Source organism: Muricauda sp. MAR_2010_75 (assembly GCF_000745185.1).
In the GTDB taxonomy this organism is placed as follows: domain Bacteria; phylum Bacteroidota; class Bacteroidia; order Flavobacteriales; family Flavobacteriaceae; genus Flagellimonas.
Genome location: NZ_JQNJ01000001.1, coordinates 111,343 through 126,840 on the forward strand (window position 1 = coordinate 111,343; position 15,498 = coordinate 126,840).

Below are 15,498 nucleotides of genomic sequence, written 5' to 3' on the forward strand. Positions count from 1 at the left end.
GCCCTGGGTCACATTACCTGATAATCTTTAGGGTCGGATATTCCGAATTGTCGTTCGCTTTACTTTGCCCGCTTCCCAATTTCTCCTTCAACTGGGCCATGTCCTTGCTGATTTTCTTTTCCACGACCCTAGCATACTTTTGGGTCGTTGAAAGCTTGGTATGCCCGAGGAGTTTGGAAACGGTCTCAATGGGCACGTCGTTCATTAAGGTGATTGTCGTTGCAAAGGTATGTCTGGCCACATGGAAGGTTAGGTGCTTATCAATATTTGCCCTTTGTGCAATGATCTTTAGGTATTGGTTCACCTTTTGATTGGAATACACTGGAAGAACGGTATTTTCATTTTTGGGAAAATCCACATACTTCTCCAAGATTTTCTTGGCTTTGGGCAATAGGGGAACCTTCACTTCGGTCTTGGTCTTTTGGCGTTTTACATCGATCCAGAGTTCCCCGTCGATGCCGGATACGATACCATTGGGATTGAGAAGTTTGATCTCTATGTAGCTGAGTCCGGTATAACAGGCAAAAAGGAAAATATCCCGGACCAGTTCCATGCCCTTTTCCTCGAATTCCAATTGGTCCAGCGCCAGAATTTCCTCCTCTTCCAAGAAAGCACTGTCATAATCCTCCATTTTCACTTTATACAGATTGAAGGGATTCTTGGGGATACAATCAAATTTATAGGCCATGGTCACCAATTTCTTGAACCGCAGCATATGTTTCATGATACCGTTGTTGTTCAATGTCTGGAACGATTTGATGGGTTCGCAGTTCCGCAGGAAGTTTTCAAACTCGATCAAAAAGGCATAGTCTATCGAGGCCAGCCCAATATCGGGTACCCGATATTTTTTGGCAATGAAGCGTTTCAGGTAGGTCTCTGTGGAGGAATAGTTCTTGACCGTCCCTTTGGCCAGTTTGGGCAACTCATAGGTTCGGTTGTACTCCAAAAGGTCCAATAGGGTGAGCATCACCTTGTCCTTTCCCAGATATCGAAGCTTGATGGATTGTGCCGTTATAAAGTTACTCTCGGCACTAAGTTGCCGATGGCATTCCAGCAACTTTGCACGGACGTCGTCCAGATATTTGTTTACAACAACGGATTCACTGGCCCTATGGTCCATTTTTCCCAAAATAGGACACCATCGTTCTTCAAAAGTTGATCTATGGACACTGAGATCTGCATTTTTTCCTTTACATCTGATCCGGACATAAATTGGAAACCGTCCATCTTTTTTTCTTCCTGATTTTTTCAGCCAAAAACTGATACTGAAGGAGTTAGAGGTATTCATGTGTTCTCGCTTTAAGTGAAACATTGGTTGAAGCGAAAGTCAAATCACACGAAAAATCAATAATGGAAGTACAATTTAGGGAATTTTTCCCGACAAAAATAGGACACTCTATAGGACATCCTCACCGATGGTTTCAGATGGAAATAAAAAAAACCAGAAAAAATTAATTTTCTGGTTTTCAATTAATTAAGGTTTTACTTAGTGTCATAAAACCATGGTTCGTCGGGATGACTGGATTCGAACCAGCGACCACACGCACCCCATGCGTGTACGCTACCAGACTGCGCCACATCCCGAAAACGGACTGCAAAAATATAAATTTTAGGAGAACTTCATCTCCATTTTCAATAAATATAGCTACTAGACTTGAAAAGGGCAGAATGCCTTTCTAAGCTCCCAGAAGGAACTCCCTGATTTCCATACAAAAAGCTTCTCGAGCCTCTGCAGAATCATTGGATGGATTCAATAAAAAATAGCCTATGGTCTGATCTTGGCAAAATTCATCAATATCACTGCCGTTCCACTGACGATAGCTCATCAACAATACGTTGTAGTCTATCTTATACGGCTTTTGCCCCTCGCTGTACGCATTGAGGAAGAGATTCAGTTGAAAAATGGAGTAGTCAAGATTTTCATTTTCGGGCGCCAAAAATGATGATGCGCCTGCAGTAGGTTTTATGTTATCCATTTAGGTAGTTTGTTTAAGACTTGGTGATTAATCCTTTCTATTCGAACCTTCAAGGGAATTGACTACCATTGCCTTTCACCTAAGCCAAATCCAATTCCTTTGCCACATATTGACCTCTTATTTGAAATTCCTTGGTGGGGGGAAGAAGGTTGAATTCAAATAGGGTATATGCCAATACGTTGTCAAAGTAAATATAGATAAAAAAGCCTTAAATACTACCGATACAGTGTAAAATGCCCTACATATCGTTGCTTTTCACGATCATGGACATTGACCACATACCAATAATCGCCAGTGGGCAATGGATTTCCTTCGTACGTACCGTCCCATTTCTTAACTTGATCTAAATGGGCAATCACCCTTCCATATCGGTCATAGATGATTACCTCAATATCAGGGAAAAATTCTCTGTTTCCTGGGTACCAATAATCATTTAGATTGTCTCCATCTGGGGTGAAGAAATTGGGCATTTCTGGCATTCCCTCAAAATTAAAGGGCATTACCAAATTGGCCACACAACCGTTTCGGTCCCTTACCATAATATTTACATTGGCATCCACATTGATATTGAACGTATTGGTCTCACCATAGGATTCTCCTTGGAAGAAGTATTCGTATCCTCCAAATCCTCCCGTGGCTACCGCGGTGACCTCATTGGGGCCTGTTTTCATAGCTTCCAAGGTGAGGGGCTCATATGCATCAATCTCAAACTCAACAAAGGTGACACAGCCATTTTCATGGTAAATGTACACAGTATGTTCTCCTGGCGTAAGATTACCAAAAGTTCGCTGCTCTGTTGCCAATTGAATATCCTCAACATCCAATGCGAACAATAGCTGGGGCAATAATGAAGTATCTGTTATGGAAACCGTGGACGTACTGTTTGGGAATATGCCTTCACAACCGTACTCTACGATGGGTTCGGCCATAAGTTCCACTCCCACTCCTATTTCCGCAACTACATTGGTCTGACATCCATTGGCATCCCGAATAAAGATGACGTAGGTTTCTCCCCCCTGAAGGTTATCAAAGAACATGTCATCATTTTGAACAAAGTCAGCATCATCTGCGGAGTTTACACTGGTGTAATAGGGTGCTGTGCCTCCTGAAACCTCCAAGGTAAGGGTACCATCCCCGTCTCCCAAACATACTTCTGGGGTAGTGGATGCAATTCCAGCTACCAATTCCAGGGGTTGGGTAATCTCAACAGTTCTTGTAATGGTACATCCTAAATCATCTTGAATGATAATGTCGTATGTTCTGGGTGACAAATCCGTAAATGTTTTCCGATTTGGATTATCAGGGTCATCACCTTCAAAGAACTCACTCAACGTATCTGAAATGGAATATCGGATAGCTCCGGTACCTCCGCTTGCTTCAATAATAATTTGTCCGTTGGTATCCCCAGCACACATTACCGGTACTGCTTCCAAGTATTCCAAAACCAATGGTGGTTTAGGTTCAATGACAATGGGGTCTGAAATGGCCTCACATCCTCCACTCTGGGCATACACATAATAGGTTCCGGGATTCAGTTCTCTAAAAATTCCTGAGCTTTGTGCGGGACGAATGATGCTTGCCGAAGTTACAGGCAACGTATCTGAATTCACCAAGGTGTACATATAACTTCCAATACCTCCAAAGGCCTCAGAACGGATGATACCAGTTGCCTCACCCGCACAGTTGATGGTAGCGTTGGTCAAATCCAAGGCAATAACCAAAGGAGCTGCAGGATCCAATGAAATTTGGTTCGATTTTTCAAAGGGACACCCGTTTGAGTTCTGTACATCATATTGGAAGGGTCCGGGGTCCAAAGTGATGTCCGCAGCGATTTCAACACTGGTCATTCCAGTCCCAAAAGGAGTGAATGGATCCGAACTTCCCGATCTACGATAAAAATAGTCGACTCCTGGCTCTGGATTGGTAACACTCAACTCCATCCTACCCAAATCTCCACAACCCGGTGGTTGCAATTCTACCAATTCGGCCACCACAATTTCAGGGTCTTGAACTGTAATTGGAATTGTGGTAAAACTACAGTTCCATCCATCAAAAATGGTGATGGTATAATCCCCAGCAGATAAGTTTGCGAAAGTTGGTGTGGTCTGAAGTCCACTGTTGGTACCGTCTGTAATTCGGTTCAATTGATACAGATAGTTTCCTGGGCCTTGGCCGCCTCCCACATTGTAAGCTTCAATAATTCCGTTGTTGTCATTGTTACATGCCAAGGGTTGCACCACCTGAATATCTGCAGAAATGGGTATTGGCAATGGTAAATTAATGGTGTTAGTAGCTTCACAACCTCGAATATCTCTCACATTCACGGTATACGTTCCTGTGGAAAGATTTTCAAAAATGGGGTTGGTATTGGGATAGTCCACCAATACTGTAGTACCATCTGGGGCAATCAATTGGTACTCATATGTGCCCCAACCACCATCTCCAGCTACTGTAATTTCACCATATCCTGGCACATTACAGGTCACTGGAGAGGTTTGGATGGCATCAATCGTCAATTCCCTATCTGGTGAGCGAACCGTGGTAACATTACTGACCACGTCACAGAAAGGTGCATCCAATGCTTCTATATGAACCACAAGATTACCTGCGGGTAAGCCTCCGATAATTTCTGGGGAGTTTACAGGTGCGTTGGTATCAAAGCTTCCTGTTACCCCTGTAGATGTCTCAACCCCACTATTATCTCTTGAGAACACTTCATAATTATAGGTTCCACTGTAATTGTTGATTTCCAAACTGATTGCACCATCATTGCCATTAAAGCAGGTTACGGGCTGTACTTCGGCAATCAGGGCCTCAATAGTATTGTATTCCGGCATGGTGATGGTGGTCGTTAGATACGAACAACCCCCATTGCCAATATCGGTCACCGCAAAAATGTAATCCCCCGGAGTGGCAATATCCCAGCTTACCCTATCGCTACCTCCAGAAGTTCGGGCAGGTTCTGATCCCAAAGGCAAGATTTCCACTTGGTAATTTCCTGGGCCTTCGTTTACAATAATATCGATGGTTCCCGGAGCATCACATGTGATTTGGTTCACCGCATAGCTAAAGGTAATATCGGTTGGACTGTTAATGGTCACGGTTGATGTTTCCTCACAACCATTTTGATCTCGCGCTGTCAAAGTGATGGTTTGGTTGGTTCCATTATCAATCACCTCAAAGGTGTTGCTGGTCTGAAAGTTGGTGCCATCAAACTGAGGGGTGCCATCGTTCATGCTATAGGTGTAAGGTCCGGTTCCCGTTGCAGTTCCGGTGCCATCGCCATTATCATCAGTATAGATGGTAATTGTGGCTGTACTAAACTGGTTGCTGGATGGATTACAACTGAATTCTGTATTCACTGCATTGACCTGCAATACCGAAGGTTCAGCAATAACAATACCTCCCACTTGGTCGGTACATCCCCTATCCGAAACCACTTCCACTTGATAGGTGTCCGGTGGCAAATCATCAAATACAGGAGAGCCTTGTGGTCCTGCAAAAATAGCGGAGCTACTATCATACAGGATATAACTCAATGGTGTATCCGTATCGGTTCCGGGTTGAAGTTCCACAGATATGGTTCCATTGTCAGCTCCATTACAGGTAACATCACTACTTGGAGTCGCTGTAATCACTGGTGTGTTTACCGTAGACACATTTACAATGGCCTCGTCTGAACACAAAGGTGAGGTATTAGAATCCAAATCGGTTACCAAAATGTTATAATCCCCAGGCAATACGTTATTGAAAACATTGGTGCTCTGTGCTGGACCAATATTGGCCAAGGTGCCTGCATCACGAAGCTGGTACTCAAAGTTTCCACTACCTCCGGTAGTGTTTACGGTAATGGTTCCATCCCCAGCATTACAGGTTGGCAATGAGGTGGCATCTGCAGTTATGGCAAAGAAGTTGAATACATCTGCTGTCACCGTATTGATACACCCGTTACCATCTCGAACCGTAATGACATAGCTACCTGGATTGGGAACAATAAATGTTGTTCCTGTCTGAAAACCACTTCCTATATCATATTGGAATGTATTTTCAGGTTCTGGACCTGACGTAAGCGGTGAAACAATATCAATTTGATAACCACTAGTGGCGGTACACTGATTCACTACATCTATGACAGGATTAGGTACACCAGCCTCCTGAGTTACTGGTAAGGTGGTCAGCGCAGTACATCCATTAGCGTCTTGCACGTAGAAATCATAAGTTGTAGGGTATGGCCCTGGGATTTCAAAGGTAGTTTCTGCTGAAAATACCGTTGGCACAGGATCACCTGTGGGCACATAGGCATACGCAAAGGGCCCACCACTTCCACCAAAACCTCTTACGGTTACAAGGGCACCTGCATTACAGGTAGCTTCCACAAAATTGTCGATAGTAATAGACGGAGAACTGAAACTGATAAAGACCAAGGTGCTTGAGCTACATCCCGTTGAATCGTCCTCTACTATGATTTGGTAGTTCGCTGGTGCCAAGCCTGTGAACGTTCCGCTATAGGGAATAGTTTGTCCCGTGAATGCTGTTGGTCCTGATTCAATAGCACCCGTATCGGTATTTTGAAGGGTGACGGTAAAGTCGCCGGGGGCAGACACCCCTGACACATCATAATCAATACTTCCGCTACCGGAAACGTTGCAGGATGCCGATGTAGCTGTGGCAGTTACCGTAACAGGATTAGAGGGACCTATCGTGTCAATCTCCTCAATATATGTACATCCATTGGCATCCCTGACCTCCACAAAATAGGTCACACCTGGCACGACTAGTCCCGTTACATCAAAAATGTCATTGCCAGCACCGGTTCCTAGTTGAAAAATTGGGTCGCCCACCAATCTAAATTCATAGGGCGCCGTTCCTCCTGTAGCCCTAACACGATATGGGAAAGTTGTATCTGAGCACACTGTTGGGTCCAGATCCAAAGGAATTAAATCCAACGTGTTTTGGTCAATGACCACCTCGTCCCGATCTTCACAACCTGAAGCATCCGTAGTGACTACGGTATAATTCCCAACGGGAAGGTTGGGGAAATTCACGGTTGTACTTGCTGTACCTGTTGAGGAAGCCACCAAATTCCCTACCACATCCAATAGGATATAATCAAAAGGCGCCGTTCCATTATTTATTGTGGTTGAAATGGAACCATTAACCGTTCCTGATGAACAAACTGCGTCAGTAGGGGTAGCTGTTGCATCCAATGGGGTGCTTGCGGCTATTGTTACGTCATACGCAGGGCTTACACATCCTCTACTGTCACGGATTACGAATCCACCGTGGGTACCAGGCCCGTATCCCGAGAAAATATTTTGTGAACCAAAGGTCGCTCCATTGTCATTACTGAATTCATACGGCGGTATCCCTTGGGTGGTATCTGGAATCAATGTCACAATTCCACTGGTATTATCACCACATTGCGTATCCGTAGCAACTGCCGAGCCAGCAATAGTCTCTGGAGGAGAAATGGTCACCACATTGGATTCCGTGGTACAGCCTCGGCTGTCCGTAATCTGGAACTGAAAAGTGGTATCCGAAATAATGGAACCATCATTGGGCACACTGTACACAAATGAGTTTCCTGTAATATTGTTATTGTCTGAAGTATAGGGTGCACCGTTGATACTTACTTCATAAATATCATAGTCACCTCCAGAGGTGTACCCATTACTGATATTCACCCGAATCTGCCCTGGAGGACCTGCACAATCCAATTCCTGAATGGTAGTGGCATTGGCCATGACTTGTGGCTCAATGGTGGCCGTAACGGTATCGCGACAGTCATTGGCATCCACCACTTGAATGGTATAGGTCCCAGGGGTAAGTCCAGCAAAAGTGTTACTGGCGCCCAAAGCACCGCCATTGATGCGATATTGATAGGGAGCCAGACCTCCTGAAGCGTTAACTACCAAAGTGGCAGCACCAAAGTTATCATAGCAAAAATCTGAAGCTCCGTTGTCCAAAGTCAAGCTGGGGGCATCCAAGCTGGTCAAGGTGAAGCTATCTGTTACGGTACATCCATTGGCATCGGTAACGCTCACTTGATAGGAACCATCTTGGGACAGGTTGGAGAAGGTACTTCCATTTTTAGGGCCTCTTGTGGAACCATTGGGCTGGGTCAAGGTATATCGGTTACCGCCCCATCCACCTACGGTATTGATACGAACGGCTCCCGTATTTCCATTCTGACAGCTCATTGCAGTAACATCTAAACTGGAAATAGCAAAAGCGGTTGAAGGTTCTTCAATCACCAAAGTGGCTGTATCAACACAATTGGTTTCCTCATCGGTCACGGAAATCACATAGCTTCCGGCGGTCAAGCCTGTCAATGGAATAACGCTTCCACTTTGTCCTGTTGAAACTGGTCCACCGTCAATGCTATAGCTATAGGTAGAATTAAAACCATCCACCAAATAGCGTCCTTCCCCATCAGAATCGCCTACACAGGTGACCACTTTGGTCTGTTGACCTCGTACTCCAATGGAACTGATATCGGTTATGGCGTAGTTTTCATCATAAGAACAGCCTGCATTGTCCGTAACCCTAAACGTATAGGTCCCCAATCCTAATCCACTAAAGGTATTATTGGTTCCATTATTCACAGCACTTCCGGCTGGAGCAATAATTTCATAGGTATATGGACCAGAGCCACCAGTAACAGTCAACCCCACTGAAGCTGTGGTAGTGATACAATCCAGACTGGAAATGGTAAAATCCAAATTAGTCGGCTTGTTCAGGGCATTAAAGACAATATCGGAAAGAGACTGAACGCACCCATTGGCATCTCGAATCATTGGGGTATAGGTCCCCACACCTAAATTCGTGAAAACTGGATTACTACTGAATCCAGCTCCTACGCTGTATTCATAAGGCACTGTTCCTCCGGAAACTCCTGAAATGGTGATTTGCCCTCCATTTTCATTTCCGCAGCTGGGCGCTGTATCTGGTGTAGCCGTAGCTGTTATTGTTGATGGCGTTCCTATGCTTGCCGTTTGTGGCGTTGTGGTACAGGTAAAGGAATCCTGCTCATAGCGTAATACCACATTATAGGTTCCAGGTGCCAAGTTGGAAAAGGTATTACTGATTTGAAAACTTGAACCATTGTTGATACTGTACTCAATCTCATAACCAAATCCGTTGGTCACATTAATGGTGATTCTGCCGTCATTGGCTCCTCCACAATTGGCATCTTCTTCGGTAAAATTGAAAATTGGTGGTGGAATGTCTGGAACATCTACAGATCCGCTTCGTTGACATCCATTGGCATCTTCTACCAATATATTGTAGGTTCCCGCAGAAGTAACGGTAAAAGTGGTAGACCCATTATAGGTGGAACCAAAGGGTCCTCCATCCACACTAAAACGGTACGGGGCAGTTCCCCCGGAGGTGGTCAGGTTTACATCCACCGATGTAGCCCCACAACCAAAACTGTCAGAAGCCGTTGCAGAAACCGCTAGTGGACTGATTCCATTTCCGATGACTATGGGGTCACCATCAACATCTGTAGTTATGGTCTCAGAACAATTGTTGGTTTCCACTCGAATACTATAAGTACCTGGGCTTACATTGGCAAAGGTGTAGGAGTCGGCTCCGTTTGGTCCGAAAGTATCCACCGTAACTCCATTTTTAACCAATCTATACGTATAAAAGCCAGGAACACCGGATACTTGCACATCAATACTTCCCAACTCACTGCTGCACAGAATATCATTGGCGGTAACATCCACATTGATGTCCAAATCATCAATGGTCACCACATTCGATGGAAACACACAGGCCGTAGCAGACACATTTTTTAAACGCACATAAACTCTGTAGTCACCTGAAGAAGTAATATCAAAGAATGGAGCGTCCTGATAGGGTCCCGCAGCACTGTTCAAACTGTACTCGTAGCCAGCAGGAACATTGGTCACCTCTACCCTACCTGGGTTTCCACATACAATATCTTCCTTGATCAATTGTGGGTTCAAAGGGTTCAACGAGGACTTGAAATAGTAGTATTGCCCGGAATTTACACGCACCCGAAACTCACCCGCAGTGGAAAGGTCATAGGTAGCACCTGTTCCAACTGTATTCCAAGTACAGGCCCCGTTAATGGTAGGACAGTCATCCACTACAGTGGGCGCACAGGTGTTGGGGTCCAGTTTTTGCCACTGGTAACTGCTACCGGATAGACTTAGTGATATGGTTCGGATGTCACTGGTACCGCACAAAAAGAATTTGGCAAGTGTGCTACCATCGTTGGGGCAAACCACTTCTTCATTGGCCCCTTGGATAATGGTCATGAACATGCTACTACTTGCAGCAAAAGATGCATCCGCTTGAGTTGCCGATGCCCTTTCGGAAGAAATCTCCGTCTTTTCATCAGCACTTTTTTCGGAAACAGTGGATACTATTTTGGTAAGTATCCGGTTGACCTCTGTCTTTGCTAATACCGTGGAACAAAATATGGATATGAACACCATCAACACGACATATAGCAAATGCCTTGTTTTTTGAGGGAGCATAGGTTAAGTCTTGTTAGGGCAGAATACTCAGATTTGGGACCTTAATATTCTTACATCGTAATTGTCTATACTTATAAAAATCTCTTTATCTTCAACACACTCAACTACCAAAAAGTAGCCGTTTATCTATGAAATCTGTTATTTCAACGTGAAATTATGAAAAAAAGTATCATATTTCAGTATTTTTTCGTTGTACTGCTAAGTACATCTTGCGCCCAAACCCCTGATAAAAGCATAAATCTTCCCAAAACCGTTGATTTTACTGTAGAATCCGTTGTATCCGGTTTACAGACCCCTTGGGGCATGGTATTCCTTCCGGATGGGAGTATGCTCATAACGGAGAAAACAGGGGAACTCATACATTATAGTTCTGGAAAGACAACTAAAATCAGTAATGTCCCTGAGGTTTATGTTCGTGGTCAGGGTGGGTTGATGGACATTGAACTACATCCCAATTACAAGGAAAACGGATGGCTCTACTTATCCTTTGCTTCTTCGGATGGTGATGGAAAAGGAGGAAATACGGCCATTATGCGAGCTAAACTCTCCAATAACAGACTGACACAAAAACAATTACTCTACAAAGCGGAACCCAATTCCACCCGAGGACAGCATTTTGGCTCCCGACTTGAATTTGACAATGAAGGATACCTCTATTTTTCAGTGGGAGAACGCGGCAACAGGGACGTTAATCCGCAGGACATTACACGGGATGGTGGCAAAATATACCGAATCCATGATGATGGGCGTATTCCTGATGATAATCCCTTTGTGGGAAAATCTGGAGCAAAGACGGCCATTTTTAGTTATGGGCATAGAAATCCGCAAGGGCTGGCCAAACATCCCGAAACGGGTCAACTATGGGAGCATGAACATGGCCCCAGGGGTGGGGACGAAATCAATATCATCGAGAAAGGTAAAAATTACGGTTGGCCCGTCATTACCTATGGCATAAATTACAGCGGCACCAAGATTACGGATGAGACCTCAAGGCCGGGCATGGAGCAACCTTTGTATCAATGGACACCTTCCATTGCTCCCTCGGGAATGACCTTCGTGACTTCGGACAAATACCCCAAATGGAAAGGAAATTTGCTGGTAGGTTCATTGTCATTTCAATATTTGGAACGTCTAGAACTACAAAATGACAAAGTTACTTACCGCGAAAAACTGTTGGATGGTATGGGACGGGTACGCAATGTCCGCCAAGGACCCGATGGCTATATCTATGTAGGTATCGAAGGTAAGGGAATTGTACGGTTGGTTCCAAAGTAGGATTACCGTAGGGCATCAACCGCCCGTTTGACCGAGCCATATTTTTTTAAAGCCTTTTCTGCCTCTTCGTAATTCAGGCCGAGTTCTTCCATGATATATCGAGTACCTCTGTCTACCAACTTAGTGTTGCTCAATTGCATGTTCACCATTTTGTTGCCTTTTACCCGACCAATACGGATCATGAGAGCCGTGGTAATCATGTTGAGCACCATTTTTTGGCTGGTACCGCTTTTCATACGGGTGCTTCCGGTTAAAAACTCAGGACCAACATTCACTTCTATAGCGATATCAGATCCTGTGGCCAAAGGTGACCCTGGGTTATTGGTGATGCCCGCGGTTAAAATACCATTCTCTTTAGCCTTTGTGATTCCTCCCAAAACATAGGGTGTCGTCCCTGAAGCAGCAATCCCAACCAACACATCGTTGGAATTGATATCAAACTCCTGAAGGTCTTTCCACGCTTGGTCTAAATCATCCTCGGCAAACTCCACCGCTTTTCGGATGGCTGTATCACCACCTGCAATCAACCCAATGACCCTATCGTAAGGCATTCCAAAGGTTGGTGGAATTTCCGAAGCATCCAAAATGCCCAAACGTCCGCTGGTACCGGCACCGATATAAAACAATCGACCTCCTTTTTCAAATCGTTTAGCAGTCTCATCCACTAATTTTGCCACTTTGGGCAATACTTCTTCTACGGCATTTGCAACTTTCTTGTCTTCATTGTTGATATGGCTCACAATGTCCAAGCTCGACATTTCTTCCAACTGGTCGTAAAGGGAAGCTTCTTCTGTTATTTTGATGTGTTTTTTCACAGAGATTACAATAATTGTAGGTTCATATTCTTGAATGCAGCGAGTTTTTCGTCCCAAGGTTCCAACTCGGTCACCATGGTGTTGATTACATTTAAATCGCAGGTTTTAAATCGATGTTGGGAATTCAATTTCTCCGAAATGCACAACAGCACCGTTTTCTTGGAAGCATTGATCACCGCCTTTTTGGTCTGCACCACATCCCAATCAAATTCCGTCAGTCCATATTGGGAATCCACGTAACCGGTTCCTATAAAACTATAGTCCACTTTTATTTCAGACAATGCATGAATGGCGCTGGAACCCATGGCTATTTGTGAGTCTGGAGAAAGGGTCCCACCAATAAATATGGTCTCAATGTTGGGTTTGTTCAATAATTCCATGGCCACTGGTAGACTTAAGGTAAAACATGTAAGCTTTAAGTTGGCCGGAAGCAAGCGAGCGAGTTCCAAGCAGGTCGTTCCTCCATCTATAAGAACTACGCTGTTCTCCCGAATCAGAGCTTTGGCTTTATTGGCAATGGCTATTTTTTTGTCCAGTGCGTATACATTGCTGCGTGTTGGACTGTGATTGGCAAAACCAAGTGAAACGGCGCCCCCATGCACCTTAATCAAGAGACTTTCCGCATCCAGTTCTTTAACATCGCGCCGGACAGTATCAATGGAAACATCCAGTTTCTCTGCCAAATCAGTCAATAATACCCGATTATGGAGCTCAACTTCATTAAGGATGGCATGTTGTCGTTCTTCTTTGAGCATTAAAGCCGCCATTATAATTCAAATTCAAAAGTAGAAAACTATTCCAGATTATGCTGTTCATATACGGAGTTATGTTGTCTGTCGATAAAAAAGCATAAAACTGCATACATATTGCAAAATACTGCAAATATAAGCTATATTTGTGGTGTTTAAACTCTTAATCCTGACAAATCATGCAAGAATTGGTCAAAAATCCGGCAAAACCAAAAGTTTTGGATTCGGAAACCGTGAAGTTTGAAAAAATCAACACGCATATCTACCAAGATTCCGACAGCGCATCTTGGTATGTTGCCAACGAGATTGCAAGTCTTATCAAACAAAAAGAAGAACAGGGCGAAAAAGCGGTTCTTGGTTTGGCCACTGGCTCCACTCCCACCAAAGTTTATGATTACTTGGTCCAATTCCATAAAGAAGGAAGGTTGAGCTTCAAAAACGTGGTCACCTTTAATTTGGACGAGTACTTTCCCATGGAACCCGATTCCATCCATAGCTATGTGCGTTTCATGAACGAACACCTTTTTGACCACATCGATATTGAGCCTTACAACGTTCATATCCCTGATGGAAGTCTTTCCAAGGAAGACATCAAAAAATACTGTTTGGATTATGAGGAGAAAATCCAAAATGTCGGGGGCATCGATATACAGGTTCTCGGAATTGGTAGAACCGGACACATCGGATTCAACGAGCCTGGTTCCTCATTGAGCAGTAAGACCCGTTTGGTTCGTTTGGATAGAGTTACTCGATTGGATGCAGCCAGCGACTTTTTTGGAGAGGAAAACGTTCCCCGAAGAGCTGTCACCATGGGGGTCGGCACCATAATGAATGCCCGAAGGATTATTTTGATGGCCTGGGGAGAAGGAAAAGCCCCAATTATACAACAAGCCGTTGAAGGGGAAATAAAAGAGTCGGTACCTGCTACGTTCTTGCAACACCACGACAATTGCGACTTTGTTTTGGATGACGCAGCTTCTTCCTTTTTAACCCGCGTTAAGACACCATGGTTGGTCACAGAATGCGAATGGGATGAGAAACTTATAAAAACCGCTGCTATTTGGTTGTCCGAAAAATTGGGCAAAGCCATCCTAAAGTTGACCAATGAGGATTACAACGAATACGGGATGGGAAATTTAATAGCCGAGGTTGGTTCCGCAGAACAAATCAACCTCTCTGTATTTAATCAGTTACAACGAACCATAACTGGATGGCCAGGTGGAAAACCCAATGCAGATGACAGCCAACGTCCTGAAAGAGCACAACCCCATCCCAAAACATCCTTGATATTCAGTCCACACCCTGATGATGACGTAATTTCCATGGGCGGCACTTTATTGCGTTTGGTTGATCAAGGACATAATGTCCATGTAGCGTATCAAACTTCAGGAAACATTGCTGTTTTTGACGATGAAGTCATCCGTTTCTTGGATTTTGCCACCGATGTGCAAAAAGAAAACAAAGAACTTAAAAAACAATTCAAGCAGGTTCGGGAGTTTTTGGCTTCAAAAAAACCTGGCGAAATTGATAGTGCAGAAGTCCAAAACTTTAAAGGATTGATTCGAAAAGGTGAGGCACTTTCGGCATGCCGTTATTGCGGTGTTTCCGAAGAAAACGCACACTTTTTAAACCTGCCCTTCTATGAAACCGGGGCAGTTCGGAAGAAACCAATCTCAGAAGAAGATGTTGAAATTACCTATAAACTGCTCAACGAAGTCAAACCCCATCAAATCTTTGCTGCAGGCGACCTTTCTGACCCTCACGGCACCCACAGGGTTTGTCTAGATGTCATTTTCAGGGCAATCCAACGCTTGCTGGATGAAGGTTCAGACTGGATTCGGAATTGTTATGTATGGTTGTATCGAGGTGCATGGCAAGAATGGGATATTGCAGATATGGAAATGGCGGTGCCCATCGGGCCCAAGGATATGGCGCGAAAAATCAACGCCATCTTTAAACACCAATCCCAAAAAGACAGTGCCATGTTCCCTGGAAACGATGAGAGGGAGTTCTGGCAACGTGCCGAGCAACGAAACAAGGATACCGCAAACCGATACAATGCACTGGGCATGGCAGAATATGAGGCCATGGAAGGTTTTGTTCGCTATCGATTTGATTCCAAATAACACATGTATTGAAAATTTCCATTAAGTAGTTTTAATTGTTTAATTCA

7 protein-coding genes and 1 tRNA gene are annotated in these 15,498 nt (G+C 44.3%); 2 read left to right on the forward strand and 6 right to left on the reverse strand.

The window, feature by feature from the left end; genetic code table 11:
* Positions 1–13: 13 nt before the first annotated feature.
* The 4 genes from FG28_RS00540 to FG28_RS00555 form a co-directional block, all read right to left on the reverse strand.
* Positions 14–1,288 carry a site-specific integrase gene (locus tag FG28_RS00540; protein WP_036385944.1) on the reverse strand — a complete coding sequence of 425 codons (1,275 nt, stop codon included), beginning with the start codon at positions 1,286–1,288 and terminating at the stop codon, positions 14–16.
* Positions 1,289–1,510: 222 nt separating this feature from the next.
* Positions 1,511–1,584, reverse strand: a tRNA-Pro gene (locus tag FG28_RS00545).
* Positions 1,585–1,676: 92 nt separating this feature from the next.
* Positions 1,677–1,976, reverse strand: coding sequence for a hypothetical protein (locus tag FG28_RS00550; protein WP_036379077.1), 300 nt, complete (start codon positions 1,974–1,976; stop codon positions 1,677–1,679).
* Positions 1,977–2,191: 215 nt separating this feature from the next.
* Positions 2,192–10,486: a T9SS type B sorting domain-containing protein gene (locus FG28_RS00555; RefSeq protein WP_036379078.1), complete on the reverse strand. Its 8,295-nt coding sequence runs from the start codon at positions 10,484–10,486 to the stop codon at positions 2,192–2,194.
* A gap of 156 nt (positions 10,487–10,642) precedes the next feature.
* Here FG28_RS00555 and FG28_RS00560 point away from each other — a divergent pair, with 156 nt between their 5' ends.
* On the forward strand, positions 10,643–11,761 hold the full coding sequence (locus tag FG28_RS00560) for a PQQ-dependent sugar dehydrogenase (protein WP_036379079.1): 1,119 nt from the start codon (positions 10,643–10,645) through the stop codon (positions 11,759–11,761).
* A gap of 2 nt (positions 11,762–11,763) precedes the next feature.
* On the opposite strand, the gene murQ is transcribed toward FG28_RS00560, so the two are convergent.
* Positions 11,764–12,576, reverse strand: a complete 813-nt coding sequence (murQ, locus tag FG28_RS00565; protein WP_036379080.1) for an N-acetylmuramic acid 6-phosphate etherase — start codon at positions 12,574–12,576, stop codon at positions 11,764–11,766.
* 5 nt (positions 12,577–12,581) lie between these two features.
* The gene (locus tag FG28_RS00570) at positions 12,582–13,331 is read right to left on the reverse strand and encodes a DeoR/GlpR family DNA-binding transcription regulator (RefSeq protein WP_036385945.1); all 750 of its coding nucleotides are present in this window, start codon (positions 13,329–13,331) and stop codon (positions 12,582–12,584) included.
* A gap of 173 nt (positions 13,332–13,504) precedes the next feature.
* Here FG28_RS00570 and nagB point away from each other — a divergent pair, with 173 nt between their 5' ends.
* Complete coding sequence (gene nagB, locus FG28_RS00575; protein WP_036379081.1) at positions 13,505–15,451, forward strand: glucosamine-6-phosphate deaminase; 1,947 nt, start codon at positions 13,505–13,507, stop codon at positions 15,449–15,451.
* Positions 15,452–15,498 lie beyond the last annotated feature (47 nt).

Excerpts from the sequence above, each read along its gene's own strand:
- FG28_RS00560 (WP_036379079.1), top strand. The coding sequence starts at position 10,643 with ATGAAAAAAAGTATCATATTTCAGTATTTTTTCGTTGTACTGCTAAGT.
- FG28_RS00550 (WP_036379077.1), bottom strand. The coding sequence starts at position 1,976 with ATGGATAACATAAAACCTACTGCAGGCGCATCATCATTTTTGGCGCCC.
- FG28_RS00555 (WP_036379078.1), bottom strand. The coding sequence starts at position 10,486 with ATGCTCCCTCAAAAAACAAGGCATTTGCTATATGTCGTGTTGATGGTG.
- FG28_RS00570 (WP_036385945.1), bottom strand. The coding sequence starts at position 13,331 with ATGCTCAAAGAAGAACGACAACATGCCATCCTTAATGAAGTTGAGCTC.
- FG28_RS00540 (WP_036385944.1), bottom strand. The coding sequence starts at position 1,288 with ATGAATACCTCTAACTCCTTCAGTATCAGTTTTTGGCTGAAAAAATCA.
- nagB (WP_036379081.1), top strand. The coding sequence starts at position 13,505 with ATGCAAGAATTGGTCAAAAATCCGGCAAAACCAAAAGTTTTGGATTCG.